The organism is Bacteroides sp. An51A, from assembly GCF_002161565.1.
Taxonomy (GTDB): domain Bacteria; phylum Bacteroidota; class Bacteroidia; order Bacteroidales; family Bacteroidaceae; genus Phocaeicola; species Phocaeicola intestinalis.
Map to the genome: position 1 here is coordinate 381,916 of NZ_NFIC01000004.1, position 21,028 is coordinate 402,943.

A 21,028-nucleotide genomic window follows, 5' to 3' on the forward strand; every position below is an offset into this window, starting at 1 on the left:
TTCAGGAAAAGCCTTAATAATCATATTTATTAGGCAGATTATTATGACTTTATATTACTTTTGTATCTGAAAGATTGATTTTACTTAGAGATATTTATATTTTGTCTACTTTAAACATAAAAGAAATAACATGAACTATCTTATTGGGAAACAAAAAATATATGAAAGTGCTTTCTATCCTTACGGTGATGGTATAATTACTCTTCCTCATCGTATACGAGCATATATAGATTCAAGTTCTGATGAGTTCAGTCACTTGACTATAGAAAATAAATTATGTGATTTAGGTTTTGCTGTAACAAGAGGTATAAATTTATATACAGAAATTAAGAAGGATATAAGTGAACATGCAAAAGACGTTCAATATCGAAGTTATGAAGATAATATAAAGAGCTCGTTGTTTTCTTATATAGATTATTTGAGAGAAACGGAAACTCTTTTAACGGAAACCCTTTTAGAGCAGAAAGATATTGATTTAATGCAGCTTGTAGATTTATTGGTTGAAGAAATTTTACTTCGTTATAACGAATATCCGGATGTAAATTCTAACGAATATACTATAATCTTTAGAAGTATTCCATTAGATTATACCGCAATAATAAATCGTTTTAATATAAAGTCCTCAGAAGAAAAACAATCATGTCATAATTATTTATTGACAGCCCAAGAATCAATAAGCAAGGCTGTTATGAACAAGGACTATGTTCTATATCTAAATCGTTGGAAAGAATTATTGCCCAAGTTATCTGGGTATGACCTTTATTTTGCGGATGATTTGGTGTTTCCTGGTGATGAAGAATACGTGTATGCGTATAATGAAAAACAAAAAGATAACCCCACTAGACAGTTGGTTTTATGTGTTCCTCCTGAGCCATGGAGTGGAAATATCCTTAATTCCAAACTTGTAATCCTTTCTTTGAATCCTGGATATGTAGAGCACCTGAATAAGAATCTTGCAAATATGTTCAAACCTCAGATGGCTGAAGAAATCATGGAGGACAAAAGAAAGGTTTTGTCAATGGAAGGAACTAAATTTGACTATTACGAGCCAACAAGAATATTGGGTGACTATTATTGGAGAAAGAAAATACTTCCTTTAGGAACAGCCGTATATGGAGAACAGGAAAAGGAAAATATTTTTAATCATGTTTCCTTATGTCAGTATTTTGCTTACACTTCGCTGGTATCTCCAGCTATTAAGAATTTATTTCCATCTCAGAAATTTACAAAAATGGTGTTGCTCTATTTGGCTACCTCTGCAAAAGAAGTAAAGTTTCTTGTGATGAGGCACGAAGCCCAATGGAAAACATTAATGGGAGAAGGTCTATGGAATTATTTATATGATAACAATAGACTGCTGGTTAGTAAAAATTATGCTAATCAATCCCTTACGGAGAAGAACATCGGCATTGAAAATTATAGGATTATTGTTGAACACTTAAGGAATAATTAAATGAATCACTTAAAAAGATTACAAAATGCTCTTGAACGGTTTGCTCCAGCTAATACTGTTAGTGGACTGACAAAGCAATTTGAGGACATTGCCCAAATTGTATTTAATGGACGTTATGTCGTAAATGGAGAATACGAGATATATCCAATTGATATTGAGTTCTATTTTCATGATGAAGAGAATAAAAGTATAATTGAACCTCAAATGTACCATGTAGGAGATGTTCCCTATTTCCCGGTAGGAGCGATTTGTCCCAATAGGTCTGGTGTTGACATGACTTTTGAGCGTGAAGGAAAATATCGTGCATCATTTCTTATTCGAGGGTATACTTATAAATCCTTGGTTAATAATGATGAAAAGACTTTTACAAATAAGGCTTCTCAAAAATTGAAAGAAGGAGAAATAGATAAATTCAAGCCACAATATTTATGGGAAGATTTGTTTGGTAATGCCTCAATTTTCGAGAAAGGGTTGTCTATTGTCTGGATGGATAATGAAGATTTTAATAAAGTTCGTATTATGTCTTCCGCCAGAATAAATGTAAAAAAAATAAAAGGGGAAGCAACTGACCGTATGTGGCGTTTTACTAATCTTGACGCAGATCAGCAATGAAAATCTTAAAATCAACTATGGACTATGTGTTTTTTTCGGAGAATCTGAAAAGATATTATCCGAAAGTGTACAATGAATTGACTGAAATATTGTCAAAGCATGATGTGCATTACGGCGTATTGAAAGGAACAGCCGATTATTGGTGTAGAGATTATATGCCAGTACAAGTAGATGGTAATTCTTTTGTTCAGTTTAAATATCATCCTGACTATCTGGAAGGACTTCGCGATTATGAAACATCAACAGAAACTTCCATTAAGCTGGCTAAAACGATATTACCAAGTTCTTCAATATGTGTTTCTCCCATTGTAGCAGACGGTGGTAACTTTACCTTTGGAAGCATAAAAAAAGGTAGAGGATACACCGCTGTTGTTATAATGACGGAGAAAATATTTATTGAGAACCCTGATATGGATAGAAAATATCTTGTTTCTCTAATGGAAAAGTTATTTCCAAATCATAAGTTCTTATTTTTGCCTTGGGATAGAAGTGACGTTTGTGGTCATACAGATGGAATTTTACATGCTGTTGGCAGTAATAAAGTACTGGTGAATCTGAAAGTTTACCCTGATGATATTGCCGCTAAGATGAGAAGTCGATTAGAATCATACTTTAAAGTCATCGATTTAGAGCTAAGTGATTATCATAATATGAGTTGGGCTTATATAAATATGATTCATACTCAAAATGTAATAATTGTCCCAGGTGTAGGACGTTCTACAGATGAAGAAGCTTTGAAACATATAAAAAAACTGTTTCCAGAGTATGATGGTAGAATTTATCAGGTGCAGATGCAATCTATAGTTAAAAGAGGGGGAGGAGCTTTAAATTGCCTTTCATGGTCTTTTACTATATAAGCAAACTGAAATAATGCGCTAAAATAAGTTTCTCATATCTCTATTTTTTTCTAAATTTGCAAAAGGAAAAGAGTTACTTGAAAAGTAATATAACGCAGACCACAGCAATTGGGACGGTTGCCAAATCGTTACCCCAAAACAAGGTAATTCTTCTAACTCATTTAATTTCAAATAGCTATATTCCTTATACAGATTTACGGAAATTTTCTTTGCAGATCAAACATACACAAACCGAGAAACTTGCGTTATAGATAGAAAAACATATACCTTAATTAATATGAGTTACACTAAACATTTCTATCTACCTCTTCTCCTGACGTGGCTAACTTGCGCCTGTGGAGAGTATCAGCTTGAAGAAGAGACGGGTGAAACCATCGAAAACGTCCCCCACACCGTACAAGTGGTCACCCGAAGCGACAACAACGCCCCTATTCATTACCCCCTCACTGTTTACCTGTTTAATGAAGAAGGTAAATGCATCCAGCAAGACATCATCGCCGATGAATCCGCATCATATAGCAAAAGCATTGCAGAAGGGAAATACACCATTATTCTGCTATCCGGCATCACGGAAGACGAATACTTCATGCCACTCGACATCACTCCCGAAAGTTACATCAGCATCAAGGAATCTAATTTTGCCAAAGCTCCCATCCAGATAGCACAAGCCCAAATAAACCTGACAAAATCAACAACAGTACAAATGACCCTGTCATACGCTGTAGCTTCTGTCAGTTTTGTTATCAATGACGTACCCGAAGAAGCCACCAACGTCAGTATAGACATATCTCCAGTCAGTTCAGGCATCGCCTTCAATAATGCATACAAAAACGACCAGCAATCATGTACCATACCTTGCGCAAAAGAAGGTAACCAATGGATGAGCGAAACCGTTTATATCCTTCCTCATGAAAGCTCGTCTACCCACCTGTCTGTACAGATAGACCAACCTGAAGGAAATAAAACCTACGGCTACACTTACCAATCAGCACTGCTAGCCGGATATCCATACCAGTTTACCGGCAATTATAAAGACGGAATCACGCTGAACGGAGAATTTCAAGCCGAAGGCTGGCACCCATTGGTAGGCGTAGAGTTCGGCATAAGCGAAACCATCCCCGATAATCCCGATGATACAGAAGAAAATCCTGGCACAATTACAGGAAATGCAGATACTTATTATGTATCAACATTACCCGAAGAAGAAGAAAGTATTTGGGAAAATTTCTTTGTATGGAAAATAACCGAAATTTCCGACACTGAATGCGAAGCCTTTCTTATTGCCCCTGAACAATGGGAAACACAGGCAGACAAAGGAGAAGAAATCCTGGCGGATTACGAAATAAGCGGTATCGATGGCTGGCGGGTATTCACTAAGGAAGAAGCCAAAAGCTTTATCGCTCAATATAGAGACCTCGATTTAAACCAATTGCTGCAAGATAACGGGCTGGCGCCCTTCTATGGCAATGAAGATGATGAAGACCGATACCTATGTAATGATTGCCAGTCAAGTTTTGCTTTCTGGAGTTCAAGCATATCAAAAGTCGGCTCCAAACGTACCTATTACCTCCGTCCCGTAAAAACTGTACACCTGACAGTCAGGTAACAAGTCAAAATAACAAGACAAGATATCAGTTGAAATGTTTTTAAACAGCAGGCAACTGATATCTTGTCTACTCATTTACTGGCATATTTCCGCAATTCTTCTGCCACCAGTTCCAGTTCAGCATACCAGTCTTCACCAAACCGGCGGATAAGAGGTTCTTTCAAGAACTGATAAACCGCCACGTCTTTCTTTTCGCCCAACACTACAGCAGCCTTGCAAATATCCCAACGATGATAATTTAATGCCGTGTAAGGTCCGCACTTGCCAAGACGGACCGGATAGAGGTGACACGATATCGGTTTGTAAAAAGCGCAACGTCCTTCACGAAAAGCTTTTTCTATAGCACAATAGCAATATCCCTTCTCATCGTGACAAGTGAATACACAATCTTTCCCGTTCACGATAGAAGTCACCAAGTCACCTTCCTGATCAGTATATACCACTCCTTGCCTGTCGATTATCTCCCGCGCCTCGGGTGACAAATCTTCCCATACCGCCGGCAACACTTCTTCCAGTTTCTCCACTTCCTCCAATTCTACCGGAGCTCCAGCATCGCCCTCAATACAGCATACACCTTTGCAGGCATCTAAGTCACAAAAAAACTTCCCGGTAAAGATGTCAGATGAAACCACGACATCTCCAACTTCAATCATCATATCTTTTGGTGATTTATAAACAAAGTTCCTTTTTAAATAAGAAGGTATCAATTGATACGACAACAAGGCTTCAAGAATTCTAACTCCTCAAAAGCTTTGCCATCTTATCAACTGATACCCTTGTCAATTGTCTTTCTCAGATTATTTAATCAAATCTTTTCCTGTCATGTCTGCAGGTTGTGGCATCCCCATGATATGTAAAATAGACGGAGCCACATCTGCCAGTACACCGTTTGCCACCTGAGCATCCTTGTTTGCCGTCACATATACAAACGGAACCGGATTCAGCGAATGGGCTGTGTTCGGCGTACCGTCTTCGTTCAAGGCATGGTCGGCATTACCATGGTCAGCAATGATGATAACCTCGTAATCATTTGCCTTAGCAGCTTCCACTGTATCGCGTACACAGTTATCAATAGCCACTACAGCCTTCTCGATAGCTTCGTAAACTCCCGTATGTCCTACCATATCACCGTTGGCATAGTTCACTACGATAAAATCGTATTGCTGTGTATTAATTGCTTCCACCAGCTTGTCTTTCACCTCGTAAGCGCTCATTTCCGGTTTCAGGTCGTAAGTAGCCACCTTCGGTGACGGAACCAAGATACGGTCTTCCCCATCAAACGGAGCCTCGCGTCCACCATTAAAGAAGAAAGTAACATGCGCATATTTTTCAGTCTCAGCTATGTGGAGCTGCTTTTTACCATTCTTCGACAGATATTCACCCAGCGTATCTGCCACGTTTTCTTTCGGGAAGATGATATGAACCCCTTTGAACGAAGCATCATACGGCGTCATGCAGTAATACTGCAAACCTGGAATAGTTTTCATGCCTTCTTCCGGCATATCCTGCTGGGTCAGTACTACGGTCAACTCTTTCGCGCGGTCGTTACGGTAATTGAAGAATATCACCACATCCCCCTCTTTGATGGTACCATCGAAATTGGCATTGTTAATCGGTTTGATGAATTCGTCAGTCACACCTTCGTCATACGATTCCTGCATTGCCTGCACCATATCCGTAGCCTGCTTACCTTTGCCTTCTACCAGCAAATCGTAGGCTTCCTTCACACGGTTCCAGCGTTTATCACGGTCCATAGCATAAAAACGTCCTACGATAGAAGCAATTTTACCAGCCGACTGGGCACAATGTGCAGTCAGTTGTTCGATAAATCCTTTACCGCTCTTGGGGTCGGTATCACGGCCATCCATGAAGCAATGGATGAACGTATTTTCCAAACCATATTCTTTGGCGATATCACACAATTTAAAGAGATGCTCCAGCGAAGAATGTACCCCGCCGTTCGAAGTCAATCCCATAAAATGGATATTCTTGCCCTGCTCTTTAGCATAAGAGAATGCAGACACGATTTCCGGATTCTTCAGAATGCTACCGTCAGCACATGCGCGGTTGATTTTCACCAGGTCCTGATACACAATACGACCCGCACCGATATTCAGATGACCTACTTCCGAGTTGCCCATCTGCCCATCTGGTAAACCCACGTTTTCACCACTTGCCTGAAGCTGGGAGTGTGGATACGTAGCCAACAGGCTGTCCCAATACGGAGTAGGGGTATTGAAAATCACATCGTCTTTCTTGTGGTCTCCACAACCCCAACCGTCCAAAATCATTAAAAGAGCTTTCTTAGCCATAATCTTATTTTGTTTAAAAGTTGATATATCCTGTTTTACAACACGCAAAATTACAAAATCTCTTCCTTATAACATACTTTTTTAAATGAAAAATCGTTTAGAAACACAAGGGCACGCCTAATGGGCACGCCTAATGTAATCCCGATAGCGGTCAGAATGGTAATCCGTATTCCCACAAATGTTTTTCAATATCGGATAATCTGCACAAATTAGATGCATTTACCCTGTCAATCGTCCATTATCCATTGTCATTGACAAAGTTTTCTTTACCTTTGCCGATAAAAATCGAAAGATATGTTTACAGTAATCGGACTTATGTTGGGAGGAATGTGTATCGGCTTTTTGCTACGCAGGCGGCAACTTACTGGAATACACCAGATTATCACGGTACTTATCTGGATCTTGTTGTTTTTATTGGGCATCGAAGTCGGGGAAAACCGGCAAATTATCGAGGGGCTTGCCACATTAGGCCTGGAAGCATTAGCTATCACCATAACTGCCGTTATCGGAAGCTGCCTGGCAGCCTGGGCGTTGTGGAAATCTGTATACAAACGAAAAAGAAGAGCGGCATGAAAGGAAGTTTGATTATTGTGGGCTTTTTCGCATTGGGATGTTTATGTGGATTATTCCGTATCATCCCTGTTTCTTTGGCTAAGACTGACATTAGTTTTTACACGTTGTGTGCCCTGATGTTCAGTGTAGGACTAAGCATCGGCAATGATCCACAGACGCTGAATAATTTCCGTAGTCTGAATCCTCGTCTGGCATTTCTTCCCATAATGACCATCTTTGGCACTCTTTCTGCCACGGCACTGGTAAGCTTGCTGCTTCCACACCGCAGTGCAGCCGACTGCATGGCAGTAGGTGCCGGATTCGGTTATTACTCGCTGTCGAGTATCTTCATTACCGAATATAAAGGTCCGGAACTGGGCACCATCGCCCTCTTATCGAACATTTTGCGCGAAATTCTCACACTGCTGTGCGCACCACTACTGGTTCGCTGGTTTGGCAATCTGGCACCCATATCAGCCGGAGGAGCCACCACGGCAGACACCACCCTGCCTGTCATTACTCAATGTGCAGGACAGCAGTTTGCCGTAGTATCCATCTTCCATGGTTTTATAACAGATTTCAGCGTACCGTTTCTGGTGACTTTTTTCTGTTCGATTTAAAACATCTTCGCTACCCGCTCTATGCCTGCGACCAGCACATCGATTTCCTCCTTTGTATTATATAGCGCGAAAGATGCACGTACAGTACCTTCAATACCCAAACGATGCATCAAAGGTTCGGCACAATGATGTCCCGTACGAACAGCAATACCCAAACGATCGAGCAAGGTGCCCATATCAAAATGATGGATATTGCCAACCAAAAAGGATATAACCGAACTTTTCTGTGCAGCTTCGCCAAAGATACGCATCCCCCGCACCTCTTTCAGGCGCTGCATGGCATACTGCGTCAGTCCGTGTTCGTAAGCCTCTATCTGTTCCATCCCAATTGCTGATACATAGTCAAGAGCTTTTGCCAATGCCGTACTGCCAATATAATCGGGAGTACCCGCCTCGAACTTAAAAGGAAGCTCATTGAATGTGGTTTTTTCGAAACTTACGTTCTTAATCATTTCGCCTCCTCCCTGATAGGGCGGCAACTTATCCAGCCAAGCCTCTTTTCCATAAAGCACGCCAATACCCGTAGGACCGTATACCTTATGCCCACTGAACACATAAAAATCGGCATCCAGTGCCTGTACATCTACCGGGATATGGGGAATACTTTGGGCTCCGTCTATCAACACAGGAACATTGTGAGCATGAGCTATCCGAACTAATTCACTGACCGGGTTAATAGTACCCAGTACATTCGACACATGAGCAACCGACACAATACGGGTACGCGGCGTGAAAAGTTTCTCATATTCAGCCAGCGACAGTTCGCCACGTTCATTCATCGGAATCACTTTCAAGACGATTCCCTTACGTGCTGCCTGTAATTGCCACGATACGATATTGCTGTGATGTTCCATTACCGAGACTATCACTTCGTCACCTTCTTTCATCTGGCTATCGGCAAAGGTGGAAGCCACTAAATTGATGCTCTCTGTCGTCCCCCGTGTAAAAACAATTTCAGAAATACTGCGCGCATTGATAAACTTACGTACCGTTTCGCGTGAAGCCTCGTGCAGGTTAGTTGCCTGCTGCGAAAGGAAATGCACTCCACGGTGTACATTGGCATTCACCGAATAGTATTCATCGGTTATCGACTCCACTACACACCGAGGCTTTTGCGTAGTAGCCCCATTGTCCAGATAGACCAGCGGTTTGCCGTACACCGTTCGTGAAAGTATCGGAAAGTCTTCTCTGATTTTTGTTATGTCGTACATATTCAGATTTTGAGTTTTTAAGAGCCTGTTTTAAATGTTCCAATAAAGCAAGAAACTGTTTTGAATTTCTCCAAAAAGTTTTCTAGCCTTGATGCGTTCGTTCGCGTGTGCTGATTGGGAATGAGTTTTTAAGTTCTTTAATTCTCAAATCTTTTAACCACATCAACTTAAGAACCTATAAACCTAAAAACTCAAAAACTCATTTACATATCGCACATCCCTGGCACTTGTTCAGTTCGCCACGGAAACGCTTTTCTACCAGACGGTGCAGACGGTCTTTCAATGCCTCCATCCGGATACAGTCGATAACTTCACCCACAAAGGCAAACATCAGCAATAGACGGGCTTCCTTCAGGGGGATGCCACGCTGTTGCATGTAAAACAATGCATTCTCGTCAAGCTGACCTACCGTAGCACCGTGCGAGCACTTCACATCATCGGCATAAATTTCCAGCTGAGGCTGCGTGTACATCCGTGCTTCACGGGTAGCACATAAATTTCGGTTGGTCTGTTGCGAAGACGTATGCTGAGCACCTGGACGAACCAATACTTTTCCGGCAAAAGCACCTGTCGCCTGGTCGTCGAGCACATACTTAAAAAGCTCGTTGCTTGTACAACCAGGCACTTTATGGTCGATAAAAGTATTGTTATCTACCTGTTCGTTCTTGTCGGCTATTGCCATACCACAAAGGTTCACCTCGGCTCTCTCTCCCGATAGTGTCACACGGGTAGTATTCCGGGTAGTTCCATTATGCAACGTAATGCCATTCAGCAAGACATTGCTTCCTGCCTGCTGATCGACAAACAACTGATTGAAACGCACCGTACTGTTGTGAGTTTCTTCCAACTCATAAAGGTCGAATGCAGCATTCTCCCCCACAAAAACTTCCGTCACTTGCGTGGAAAGGAAGTTCACATTATCCATTGCATGGTCGCATACCAGCAGCTTCGCCTGCGCATCTTTTTCTACGATAACCAATAAACGGCGGTTCACCATAAAATCAACATCGGCACGCAGGATATTTACCAACTGGACAGGCCGTTCCATCACCACGCCACTCGGGACATACATCAGCACACCGTCTTGTGCAAACATCGTGTTGAACGCGGTCAGCCCGTCTTGCGATGTATCGGCAAGCTTTCCATAATACGACTTTATCAGGTCCGGATAGAGTCTGGCCATATCCTTCAAGCTACCGAACAATACTCCTTCGGGCAATTGAGCCGAAGGATGCACATGCTTATCAAACGTGTCATTGACTACGAAATAAAGCGAAGTACTCATATTCGGCACATCACACTTGAACACTTCATACGGGTTGACAGGAAATTCCAACCTGTTCAGATTCAACCCGAAGTCGGGAGCAAAATACTTCCCCACCTCCGTATATTTATAATCCTCCTCTTTACGCGTAGGAAAGCCCAAGCGTTCGAAATCGGCAAAAGCCTTGGCACGCGGGGCATTCATCGCCTCAGCACTGTTACGGCAGAGAAGTGCCTCATACTGCGTAAAAAGGTCGATATACTGTTGTTCCGCTTTCATATACTTACTCTCCCAATTCTTTCTTGATCCAGTCGTATCCTTTTTCTTCCAGTTCCAGTGCCAATTCAGGTCCAGCCGTTTTCACTATGCGTCCTTTATAAAGCACATGTACTATATCTGGCTTGATATAATCCAGCAAACGTTGGTAATGGGTAATGACAATGCAACTGGTTTCCGGTGTCTTCAACTTGTTCACACCTTCTGCCACAATGCGCAATGCATCGATATCCAGCCCCGAATCTGTTTCATCCAAAATGCTCAGCTTCGGTTCCAACATAGCCATCTGGAAGATTTCGTTCCGCTTCTTCTCACCACCCGAAAAGCCTTCGTTCACCGAACGGTTTGCCAACTTGCTGTCCAATTCCACTACCTCGCGCTTCTGGCGCATCAGTTTCAGGAATTCGCTTGCCGTCAGTGCAGGAAGCCCCTTATACTTCCGTTGCTCGTTTACTGCCGTGCGCATAAAGTTCACCATGCTCACTCCCGGAATCTCTACCGGATACTGGAACGATAAGAACAATCCTTCATGGCTCCGGTCTTCCGGACTCATAGCCAAAAGGTCTTTCCCGTCGAAAGTGACCGAACCGCGAGTCACCTCGTATGCCGGATGTCCTACTAATACATTACTCAGCGTACTCTTTCCCGAACCGTTCGGTCCCATAATGGCATGCACTTCGCCAGTCTTCACACTCAGGTTGATTCCTTTTAATATCTCTTTGCCGTTAATCGAGGCATGTAAATCTTTTATTTCTAACATAAACTTTTATAAATTAAGAATGAAGAATGAAGAATGAAGAATCAACAGATTCCTCATCCCCCATCCCTCATTGCATATTTAATTCATCATTCTTCATTCTTAATTCTTCATTATCCTACGCTTCCCTCCAACGAAACCGAAAGCAGCTTTTGCGCTTCCACGGCAAACTCCATCGGGAGCTTGTTCAACACTTCTTTAGCATATCCGTTCACAATCAAACCGACTGCGTCTTCGGTAGAAATACCACGTTGGTTACAATAAAAAAGCTGATCTTCTGATATTTTCGAAGTAGTAGCTTCGTGTTCTACCACTGCCGTCTCGTTATGGATATCCATGTAGGGAAATGTATGTGCACCACACTCGCTACCCAACAAGAGTGAATCGCACTGGCTATAGTTGCGCGCACCATCCGCCCGTTCAGCCACACGCACCAGTCCACGATAAGAGTTCTGACTTCGTCCGGCACTGATGCCCTTGCTGACGATGGTAGAACGAGTGTTACGTCCCAGGTGAATCATTTTCGTTCCCGTATCTGCCTGCTGGTAATTGTTCGTAACCGCCACTGAATAAAATTCGGCAGTCGAGTTGTCACCGCTCAGAATACAGCTGGGATATTTCCAAGTAATGGCAGAACCGGTTTCTACCTGTGTCCACGATAACTTGCTGCCTTCACCTTTACAAATGCCTCGCTTGGTAACAAAGTTATATACCCCTCCCTTACCCTCGGCATCGCCGGGATACCAGTTCTGCACTGTAGAGTATTTCACTTCAGCACGGTCAAGCACCACAATTTCCACAATAGCTGCATGAAGCTGATTCTCGTCACGCATCGGAGCCGTACATCCTTCCAAATACGACACATAACTGTCATCATCTGCCACAATAAGTGTCCGTTCGAACTGTCCGGTACCAGCAGCATTAATACGGAAATAAGTAGAAAGTTCCATCGGACACCGGACACCTTTAGGAATATAAACAAACGAACCGTCACTAAACACTGCCGAATTGAGAGCTGCAAAGAAATTGTCACGATACCCTACTACCGAACCTAAGTATTTCTTTACCAAGTCAGGATGTTCGCGTACCGCTTCACTGATAGAGCAAAAGATAATGCCTTTCTCCATCAATGTTTCCTTAAAGGTAGTCTTTACCGACACCGAATCCATCACCGCATCTACCGCCATACCACTTAATGCAAGCTGTTCTTCCAACGGAATCCCCAGCTTATTGAATGTTTTCAACAGTTCGGGGTCTACATCATCAAGACTCTTCGGACCCTCTTTCTTACGTGTAGGGTCGGCATAATACGATATAGCCTGGTAGTCGATATCAGGAATCGTAAGATGTGCCCAGGTGGGCATATCCATTGTCAGCCAGTGGCGGTAAGCTTTCAGGCGGAAATTGAGCAACCATTCAGGCTCGTCCTTTTTTGCCGAGATAAGCCTTACCACATTTTCGTCCAGCCCACGATCGATAATATCGGTATGAATGTCCGTAGTGAAGCCATATTTATACTTCTCACGGGTCAGTTCTTTTACATATTTATTGGGTTCTAACTGCATAGTTCAGTCGGTTAAATGATTAGTCATATCTTTCATTGCCGGGTAGAAATAGCCCGACACATCCTTCACCGGAATATAGAACAACGATTGTTCCTTTGTGGTTCGGCCGATTAAATAATCTTCACCATCGGCAAATGCAAGGATACGAAGCACAATACTTAGCAGCAATACAAATTTCAAGCCTCCCAACCCTGCTCCCAGACACCGGTTTACGAATCCCAACCGAAGCCCTTCGGCAAGCCGGGTGAGCAACGAGCCAAGTATCAGAAAACACAAAGGCACCCCTACACCGATAAGCACGAAAGCCAAGCCACGTGCCAGTGCCACCGAGGTACCTAACGCTTCGCCTAGCCGGTCACCTACGGCCACAAACAGAGCACGCGCCAGCAACAAGCCAGCCAAAAGCCCTACGATGGAAGCCAATTGACGGATGGCACCTTTCCAAAAACCTACCGCCGCCCCCATTGCCACTATTGCCGTTATTAACCAATCCAGCGAAGACACTTCCTAATTAATAATTAATTAATACTTAACAATGAATAACTAACAGTGAACTATGAATAACGGTGAGACAAACATAGTTCCGTTATTCATAGTCCACTGTTAGTTATTCATTGATTACAACGTTTGTTTTACTTCCACTTCTTCGTAGGTTTCTATCACATCACCCACCTTGATATCGTTGCAGTTCGTAAGACTGATACCACACTCGAAGTTGGTACCCACCTCCTTCACATCATCCTTAAAGCGTTTCAAGGCATTGATGTTTCCTGTATAAATCACGATACCGTCACGGATCAGACGTGCCTTGTCGGTACGTTTCACTTTGCCGGTCTTTACCATTGCACCGGCTACCATACCCACTTTGCTGATATTGAATACCTCACGCACTTCGATAGTGGCAGTAACCTGTTCTTTCACCGTAGGAGCAAGCATACCTTCCATTGCAGCCTTCACCTCTTCGATAGCATCGTAGATGATGGAATATTTACGGATATCTACACCTTCCTGCTCGGCAAGCTTTGCCGCACTGCCCGAAGGACGCACCTGGAATCCCACGATAATGGCGTTCGAAGCTGCAGCAAGCGATACATCCGACTCCGAAATCTGTCCTACGCCCTTATGAATGACATTTACCTGTATCTGTGGAGTAGAAAGTTTGATAAGTGAATCGCTCAATGCCTCTACCGAACCGTCCACGTCACCTTTCACAATGATGTTCAGTTCATGGAAATCACCTAATGCCAGACGGCGCCCTACCTCATCCAGTGTCAGCATCTTCTGGGTACGCAATCCCTGTTCGCGTTGCAACTGTTCACGCTTATTGGCAATCTCACGTGCTTCCTGTTCACTATCAAATACATGGAATGTATCACCCGCTGCCGGAGCACCATTCAATCCTAAAATCAATACAGGCTCCGACGGACCGGCCTCTTTCATGCGTTGGCCACGCTCGTTGAACATAGCCTTCACCTTGCCATAATATTTTCCAGCCAGCACGATATCACCTACGTGAAGCGTACCGTTCGATACCAGTACCGTAGCTACATAACCACGTCCTTTATCCAGCGAAGATTCAATGATAGAGCCTGTAGCTTTACGGTTCGGGTTCGCTTTCAAGTCAAGCATCTCGGCTTCCAGCAATACCTTTTCCAAAAGTTCTTTCACACCCGTACCTTTCTTGGCCGAAATATCCTGCGACTGGTACTTGCCTCCCCATTCTTCTATCAGGAAGTTCATCTGTGCCAGCTCTTCCTTTATCTTATCAGGGTTGGCATTGGGCTTGTCTATCTTGTTGATGGCAAACACAATGGGCACGCCTGCCGCCATCGCATGATTGATGGCTTCCTTGGTCTGCGGCATCACGTTATCATCTGCTGCAACAATGACAATCACCACATCTGTTACTTTTGCACCGCGGGCACGCATAGCCGTAAATGCTTCGTGTCCCGGAGTATCCAGAAAAGTAATGTGGCGCCCGTCCTCCAGCTTCACGTTATAAGCACCAATGTGCTGTGTGATACCTCCAGCCTCACCAGCTATCACATTCGCTTTACGGATATAGTCGAGCAACGAAGTTTTTCCGTGGTCTACGTGACCCATTACCGTTACAATCGGTGCCCGAGGCTGTAGGTCTTCTTCTGCATCAGCTTCTTCCTCAACCGCCTGTGCCACTTCTGCACTTACATATTCTGTCTTAAAGCCAAATTCTTCCGCTACCAGATTTATGGTTTCTGCATCCAGACGCTGGTTGATAGATACCATGATACCCACGCTCATACACGTAGAAATGACTTGTGTTACCGGCACGTTCATCATGTTCGCCAGTTCATTAGCTGTCACAAACTCGGTCAGCTTCAACACTTTGCTTTCCTCTTCCTGCTGTTCTTCCTGCTCCAGCTGGCGGTTCTGTATGATTTCACGTTTTTCTTTCCGGTACTTGGCAGCCTTATTCTTTCCCTTGCTGGTCAGGCGTGCCAAGGTTTCTTTCACCTGTTTTGCTACATCCTCGTCACTCACTTCAGGTTTTGCTACGGCTTTCTTAAAACGGTCTTTGGCATGCTTGCCGCCCCCTTGGGCATTCTTTCCCGATTTTCCACTACTTTCTCCACCCCGCGAAACCTGACTTGCAGCTGTATTGATGTCCACACGTTCTTTTCCTATACGGTTACGTTTCTTCTTACTGTTTGCCGTGTTATCACCATCTCCTGCTTTTTCAGTTTTTTCATCGGTTTTCCGTATTTCCTTAATAATGGCATCTTTCATCTGCCGGCGTTGCTCTTGCCGCTGGCGGTCTTTTTCCTCCCGTTCCTTACGTTTTTCTTCTTTTGTTTTTTTCTTCGGGCGAGTCGACTGATTCAGCGTAGCAAGATCAATCTGTCCCACTACATTGATTTTCGACTTGAACTCGGTAGGACGTATCTTGAATATCCCGTCTTCTGTCTTACCCTGCACATTCTGTGCCTCTATTGTTTCTTTCTTTTCTTCCATCGGCTCCGGTTTCTGTTCCTCAGCTTTTTCTTGTTCTGGTTGTTCCGGCTTTTCATCCGGCTGTGCTGCCGGTCGGGGAGCCGTCCCCGTTTCCGTTACTTCAGGCTCCGCCTGCGGTTGTACAGGTTTCACTTCCGTATCTGCCTGCTGTTCTTTTCCTGAAGCAGAAGAAACCTTTGCATCCTTTTCTTTTGCGCTTGCCTGTCCGCCTGCAGACTTCTTTCCAGTACGCAGACTGTCCAAATCAATCTTTCCTACGGGCTTGAAGCGTGGACGGCTTTCCTCTGGCACTTCTATTTCTATCATTTCAGGCTGTGCCTTTCCCCCGTGCAGGTCTTCTATCGAAACAGAAGCCTTACTACGCTCTTTATTCTGGCGTTCCTGAAATATTTTTTCCGACTCTATCTTCAAATCCTTGTCTTTGCTGAATTCTTTTACGAGTGCAGCATATTGTTCATCGGTTATTTTCGCATTCGGATTCGCTTCCACAGCATATCCCTTCCGTTGCAAGAAGTCGACCGCTGTAGCTATCCCCACATTCAAATCTCTTGTTACTTTATTCAGTCTTATCATCATTCCCTTTACAATTTACCATTTACAATTTACCATTCGGGCATTCACCGTTTGCAGTCTACCATTTCGGGACCATTTACAGATGTACAATTCTGCGCACTGTAATAAAGACAAATTGTAAATTGTAAATGGTAAATGGCAAACGTTACTGGTTGCCTTCAAACTCCGCCTTCAGTATTCTCAAGACATCGTCTACCGTATTCTCTTCCAAGTCGGCTTTCTCAATCAACATCTCACGCGGAGCGTTCAGCACACCCTTGGCTGTATCGATGCCAATGCCTTTAATAGCATTTATCACCCATTCGTCTATCTCATCCTTGAATTCGTCAAGATAGATATCCTCATCTACTGTACCTTCTTCCACCTCGCGGTATACGTCTATCGTGTATTCGGTCAGCATACTTGCCAGCTTGATGTTCATACCTCCCTTACCGATAGCCAGTGACACTTCTTCCGGTTTCAGGTACACTTCTGCCTTCTTCTCTTCTTCGTGCATCACGATGCTCGACACCTTGGCTGGGCTCAGTGCACGCTGGATAAACAGCTGCAAGTTGGCCGTGTAATTGATAACATCAATGTTCTCGCCCTGCAACTCACGCACTATGCCGTGAATACGCGAACCTTTTACCCCCACACACGCACCTACCGGATCGATACGATCATCGTATGACTCTACTGCAATCTTTGCCCGTTCGCCGGGAATACGCGCTATACGCCGGATAGTAATCAACCCGTCTGCTATTTCAGGCACTTCCTGTTCGAACAACCGCTGCAGGAACATCGGCGAGGTACGGCTCAAAATGATTTTCGGGTTATTGTTCTTGTTGTCCACCCGTGCTACTACGGCACGTACCGTTTCACCTTTACGGTAAAAGTCACCCGGTATCTGTTCGGTACGCGGCAGCAACAATTCGTTCCCTTCATCGTCCAACAGCAAGATTTCCTTCTTCCATATCTGGTATACCTCGGCAGCCATCACCGTACCTACACGGTCGATATACTTGTTATACAAGCTATCTTTCTCCAGCTCCAATATCTTCGAAGCGAGCGTTTGCCGCAGGTTCAGGATGGCACGCCGCCCAAACTTCTCGAAGATTACCTCATCGGTCACTTCCTCACCCACTTCATACGAAGCATCTATCTGCCGTGCTTCACTCAGTGCTATCTGTCGGTTAGGGTCGGTCAAGTCTTCATCTGCCACCACCTCACGGTTGCGCCATATCTCGAAATCCCCTTTATCGGGATTCACAATTACATCGTAATTCTCATCCGAACCGAACATCTTGGCTATCACGCTGCGGAACGACTCTTCCAGCACGCTTACCATCGTGGTGCGGTCTATGTTTTTCAACTCCTTAAATTCCGAAAACGTGTCAATCAAACTGACTGCAGGTTCTTTCTTCGCCATAACATCTATTTAAAGCTAATTAAGTATTTGGTGTATTTTATCTCATCGTATGCAAAAGCCTTGTCCTGTTCCTCCAGCCGCGGACGTTTCGCCCCTTCCGGCTTCACCTTCACTTTTATCGCAATCGTAAAACCAGCTTCGTCGGCTGCTTTCAGGATACCGGTCCATTTCTTGCCGGCAGCATCCATCACTTCTACCTCTTTACCGATATGCATCAAGTATTGTTTCAACACTTTAAAAGGCTGTCCGATACCTGCCGAACCGACCTCCAGTTCATAATCCTCTTCTTCCCGGTTCAGCCGCGACTCGATAAACCGGCTCAACTCTACACAATCGTCAATCCACACCCCTTCGGCATGGTCTATTTCTACTACGATTTTGTCATCTGGGCTTACAGAGACATCTACCAGAAAATAATCTTTCCCGTCCAGCCATTCTTCAACTATACGGGTCACTGCTTGTTTGTCTATCATGCAATATTAATAGTGAATAAAAAAAGGAGCCTTACCGCCCCTCCACCTTCTTTTTCATCTCGCCTGCAAAGATACAAATAATCTGACGCACTACAAAATATAAGAATAATTATTTCATTTTTAATTCAATTTAACAATTCAATTTAACACAGCTGGATTCCTGCCTTATCCCTTCTTGGCTTTCCGGTAAGCATAAGGCGACATGCCCATAATCTTGTTGAACAGACGCGAAAAGTAATAGGCATCATCTATGCCTACCTTGTAACAGATCTGATTGACCTTCATGTCAGTCGAGTCAAGCAAGAAACAGGCCTCCTGTATCTTCATCAAGTTGAAATACTCCAACACACTGTGTCCCGTCTTCCGTTTGAACAACATCGAGAAATGTGAAGCCGAATAACCACTTTGCGCCGTCAGCTCCTGAAGTGTAAGCCGTTTTTCCAGATTCTCTTTCATATAATGTATAGTCACATCAACAAGTCCTTCATCATCTGTCCGCCCACCATAAGCCGCACGGTATTGTTGGACATAACGCAACGAGCCTAAATAATGATGAAAAAGCGAAGATGCATAATACAGATTCTCGTTGCTATAGCCCGACTTCAGTGTAAGAAACTGTTTTGAATTTCTTCAAAAAGTTTTTCTCGTCTTGATGTATCCGTTTTCGTGTGTGCTTTGGGCGATTTTTTGGTCCTTTTCGCTCCTGTTCTTCGTCAGATAGCCCGCTATCTTCCTCATCACACAAGCGGAAATGCCTCAAAAACTCATCCCAAATCATCGCACGATAAATTCAAAACAGTTTCTAAGAAAAATCTCCTCAAACAAGTTGATGCGATTATTGATGCGCGAATGTTTCTCGGGCAAAATTTCCATAGGCTGCGCAGCATTTTTAGCATAACAAGAAGCCAAAGTTCCCTTGAAATGAATCCAATAAATCGTCCATGGATTACCCTCGTCTGCCCCATAGGCATGTGGCATTCCTGCCGGAAGTATAAAATACTGGTTTTCGTGCACCTCGTAAGTATATCCGTTAACACGGTACCAACCCGCTCCATCTATACAATAAATGAACACAAACTGATTGATAGGAGTTGTCCGTTCCCTAAAGTGATGACTTGCCTTCGGGTAATAACCGATATCAGTAATATGGAGGGCGGCGAGCAACGGGTCTTTTTCCATAAACTGGGTAATGAGCTGCGGAAGCACCAACGCACTTTCACCGTCAAATCCGTCTTTCAATCGTATCATGGCAGAAATATCTAAAGTTGTTTTACGTGCCGAATATACAAAATTATTTTGTAATTCCTATCTTACAATCTCTTGCAATATCACCATCAAAAACATAAGGGCTTTAGATGTTATTTCGGTTCGGCGATCAGATAATAACATTCTTCATGAAAGTCATCACCCTCGAAATGAAGAAGCGCTACACGTGTAGTATCATTGTCGTAAGTTTCCACGATGCTGGCATCTTCGGGCAATGTCTTGAAACTGGCGGTTGTCTCGGATGTTTTTTCCAAATATTTTGTCAGCAGCCAACGCAGCCCGTCTTCCTGCCTTTGAAGATTTTCGGCATCAGTAAGATGGGATGCGGCCGCTACCCTGATTTCCACGAAAGGGGTATTGTTGCGCTGTTGGGTGTTGGTCAACAGAAACTCATAACGGGTATCAAGTACACAATAAATGGTGTGAGTCTGTGGGTTGGCAACCGCAATACTTCCTCTTTCCCAATCTATACCGAGAAAATCCCTTTCACGCATAATCTGTTCAATTGTATATTCATACTTCACCTCGCCATCCTTGTATCCTTTAAGCGATATCAGGAAATCGCTTTTCTCGAAAAAATACGAGCTCCATTGCGATGTGTAGCTTTCAGACGTTCCACTATCACCTTTTTTCCGTTGAAGAATAGGATAGGTGTCAGGCATGACCGGAGACGACATCACAATCGAATCATAGTATTGCAGGAACTCCGGATTGCCAAAGGGAGTGTATTCATCCCGATGGTCGAGTATTCTGAATGTCAACAAGTCGAAGGGTGCCGCCAGCGGTGTATCTAAATACATAAACGGAGTCAGTTGCACCATTTTAAGCTTGAATTTTGCTTCTTCGGGCCATTCTTCGGGCGTGACAGGTGTGTCCGGTTGTGTATCGCTTAGTATTTCAATCAGCCGATAAGTGCAATTCATCCCGTCCTGCGGTGGATTGGCGAGAGTGGTTTTGCGCACTTTCAATTCGTAGGCATGTCCTTGCACGTATTCAAAGCCTTCGATGCTGCCCATGACAAGACGCTGCCATTCCGTATCAGACGGCTCCTTTACAAGCATGTATTCCATTGGAACATTACTTCCCCATACGGACTCCCAAACCGTTGTTTCGGATACCTGCATGATGATATCCGCATAACTGTCTCCTGAAGTATCTTCATTGTCACAACCGCCCCATATAAAACTTAGGACCGTCAATAAAACGAAAGAAAGATTCTTGATTGTCACGAC

At 43.7% G+C, this 21,028-nt stretch carries 17 protein-coding genes and 2 pseudogenes; 6 read left to right on the forward strand and 13 right to left on the reverse strand.

The genetic code is table 11. From position 1 onward, the window contains the following. Nucleotides 1-130 precede the first annotated feature (130 nt). The 4 genes from B5G04_RS10075 to B5G04_RS10090 all read left to right on the forward strand — a co-directional run bounded on the left by B5G04_RS10075 (nucleotide 131) and on the right by B5G04_RS10090 (nucleotide 4,528). Complete coding sequence (locus B5G04_RS10075; RefSeq protein WP_087397013.1) at nucleotides 131-1,453, forward strand: hypothetical protein; 1,323 nt, start codon at nucleotides 131-133, stop codon at nucleotides 1,451-1,453. Then, nucleotides 1,454-2,065 carry a hypothetical protein gene (locus B5G04_RS10080; RefSeq protein WP_087208188.1) on the forward strand — a complete coding sequence of 204 codons (612 nt, stop codon included), beginning with the start codon at nucleotides 1,454-1,456 and terminating at the stop codon, nucleotides 2,063-2,065. A gap of 17 nt (nucleotides 2,066-2,082) precedes the next feature. Then, nucleotides 2,083-2,922: an agmatine deiminase family protein gene (locus tag B5G04_RS10085; RefSeq protein ID WP_087397108.1), complete on the forward strand. Its 840-nt coding sequence runs from the start codon at nucleotides 2,083-2,085 to the stop codon at nucleotides 2,920-2,922. A 277-nt stretch (nucleotides 2,923-3,199) separates the two neighbouring features. Further along, complete coding sequence (locus tag B5G04_RS10090; RefSeq protein ID WP_087211009.1) at nucleotides 3,200-4,528, forward strand: FimB/Mfa2 family fimbrial subunit; 1,329 nt, start codon at nucleotides 3,200-3,202, stop codon at nucleotides 4,526-4,528. Between the two features lie 71 nt (nucleotides 4,529-4,599). Here B5G04_RS10090 and B5G04_RS10095 read toward each other — a convergent pair whose 3' ends face one another. Both B5G04_RS10095 and gpmI read right to left on the reverse strand, forming a co-directional pair. Further along, entirely contained in the window at nucleotides 4,600-5,181 is a 582-nt protein-coding gene (locus tag B5G04_RS10095; RefSeq protein WP_087397110.1) for a DUF3109 family protein, read from the reverse strand. 144 nt (nucleotides 5,182-5,325) lie between these two features. Beyond that, nucleotides 5,326-6,840: a 2,3-bisphosphoglycerate-independent phosphoglycerate mutase gene (gene gpmI, locus B5G04_RS10100; protein ID WP_022039711.1), complete on the reverse strand. Its 1,515-nt coding sequence runs from the start codon at nucleotides 6,838-6,840 to the stop codon at nucleotides 5,326-5,328. Between the two features lie 294 nt (nucleotides 6,841-7,134). Here gpmI and B5G04_RS10105 point away from each other — a divergent pair, with 294 nt between their 5' ends. Together B5G04_RS10105 and B5G04_RS10110 are read left to right on the forward strand one after the other, a co-directional pair. Continuing rightward, a complete protein-coding gene (locus B5G04_RS10105; RefSeq protein ID WP_087397015.1) occupies nucleotides 7,135-7,413 on the forward strand; it encodes a LysO family transporter in 279 nt (92 codons plus the stop codon). Then, entirely contained in the window at nucleotides 7,410-8,012 is a 603-nt protein-coding gene (locus B5G04_RS10110; RefSeq protein ID WP_087397017.1) for a lysine exporter LysO family protein, read from the forward strand. Before B5G04_RS10105 ends, B5G04_RS10110 begins: the two co-directional genes overlap by 4 nt. Here B5G04_RS10110 and B5G04_RS10115 read toward each other — a convergent pair. The 11 genes and pseudogenes from B5G04_RS10115 to B5G04_RS10165 all read right to left on the reverse strand — a co-directional run bounded on the left by B5G04_RS10115 (nucleotide 8,009) and on the right by B5G04_RS10165 (nucleotide 21,025). Continuing rightward, the gene (locus B5G04_RS10115) at nucleotides 8,009-9,223 is read right to left on the reverse strand and encodes a cysteine desulfurase (protein WP_087211014.1); all 1,215 of its coding nucleotides are present in this window, start codon (nucleotides 9,221-9,223) and stop codon (nucleotides 8,009-8,011) included. The genes B5G04_RS10110 and B5G04_RS10115 overlap by 4 nt on opposite strands. Before the next feature lie 199 nt (nucleotides 9,224-9,422). Continuing rightward, nucleotides 9,423-10,766, reverse strand: coding sequence for a Fe-S cluster assembly protein SufD (gene sufD, locus B5G04_RS10120; protein WP_087211016.1), 1,344 nt, complete (start codon nucleotides 10,764-10,766; stop codon nucleotides 9,423-9,425). Nucleotides 10,767-10,770: 4 nt separating this feature from the next. Beyond that, entirely contained in the window at nucleotides 10,771-11,523 is a 753-nt protein-coding gene (gene sufC / locus B5G04_RS10125; RefSeq protein ID WP_087211019.1) for a Fe-S cluster assembly ATPase SufC, read from the reverse strand. A gap of 110 nt (nucleotides 11,524-11,633) precedes the next feature. Continuing rightward, nucleotides 11,634-13,085, reverse strand: coding sequence for a Fe-S cluster assembly protein SufB (gene sufB / locus B5G04_RS10130; protein WP_022039705.1), 1,452 nt, complete (start codon nucleotides 13,083-13,085; stop codon nucleotides 11,634-11,636). Between the two features lie 3 nt (nucleotides 13,086-13,088). Then, nucleotides 13,089-13,589 (reverse strand): CvpA family protein, encoded by a 501-nt coding sequence (locus tag B5G04_RS10135; RefSeq protein ID WP_087211026.1) that lies wholly within the window; start codon nucleotides 13,587-13,589, stop codon nucleotides 13,089-13,091. 114 nt (nucleotides 13,590-13,703) lie between these two features. Beyond that, complete coding sequence (infB, locus tag B5G04_RS10140; protein WP_022039703.1) at nucleotides 13,704-16,652, reverse strand: translation initiation factor IF-2; 2,949 nt, start codon at nucleotides 16,650-16,652, stop codon at nucleotides 13,704-13,706. Between the two features lie 142 nt (nucleotides 16,653-16,794). Continuing rightward, nucleotides 16,795-18,057, reverse strand: coding sequence for a transcription termination factor NusA (gene nusA / locus B5G04_RS10145; RefSeq protein WP_087211028.1), 1,263 nt, complete (start codon nucleotides 18,055-18,057; stop codon nucleotides 16,795-16,797). A gap of 5 nt (nucleotides 18,058-18,062) precedes the next feature. Then, nucleotides 18,063-18,530 carry a ribosome assembly cofactor RimP gene (gene rimP / locus B5G04_RS10150; RefSeq protein WP_022039701.1) on the reverse strand — a complete coding sequence of 156 codons (468 nt, stop codon included), beginning with the start codon at nucleotides 18,528-18,530 and terminating at the stop codon, nucleotides 18,063-18,065. A 165-nt stretch (nucleotides 18,531-18,695) separates the two neighbouring features. Continuing rightward, nucleotides 18,696-19,210, reverse strand: a pseudogene (locus tag B5G04_RS10155) (AraC family transcriptional regulator); the annotation flags it as partial. A gap of 112 nt (nucleotides 19,211-19,322) precedes the next feature. Beyond that, nucleotides 19,323-19,778 (reverse strand): annotated as a pseudogene (locus B5G04_RS10160) (AraC family ligand binding domain-containing protein); the annotation flags it as partial. 110 nt (nucleotides 19,779-19,888) lie between these two features. Beyond that, nucleotides 19,889-21,025 (reverse strand): DUF4377 domain-containing protein, encoded by a 1,137-nt coding sequence (locus B5G04_RS10165; protein WP_158100081.1) that lies wholly within the window; start codon nucleotides 21,023-21,025, stop codon nucleotides 19,889-19,891. Nucleotides 21,026-21,028: the final 3 nt, after the last annotated feature.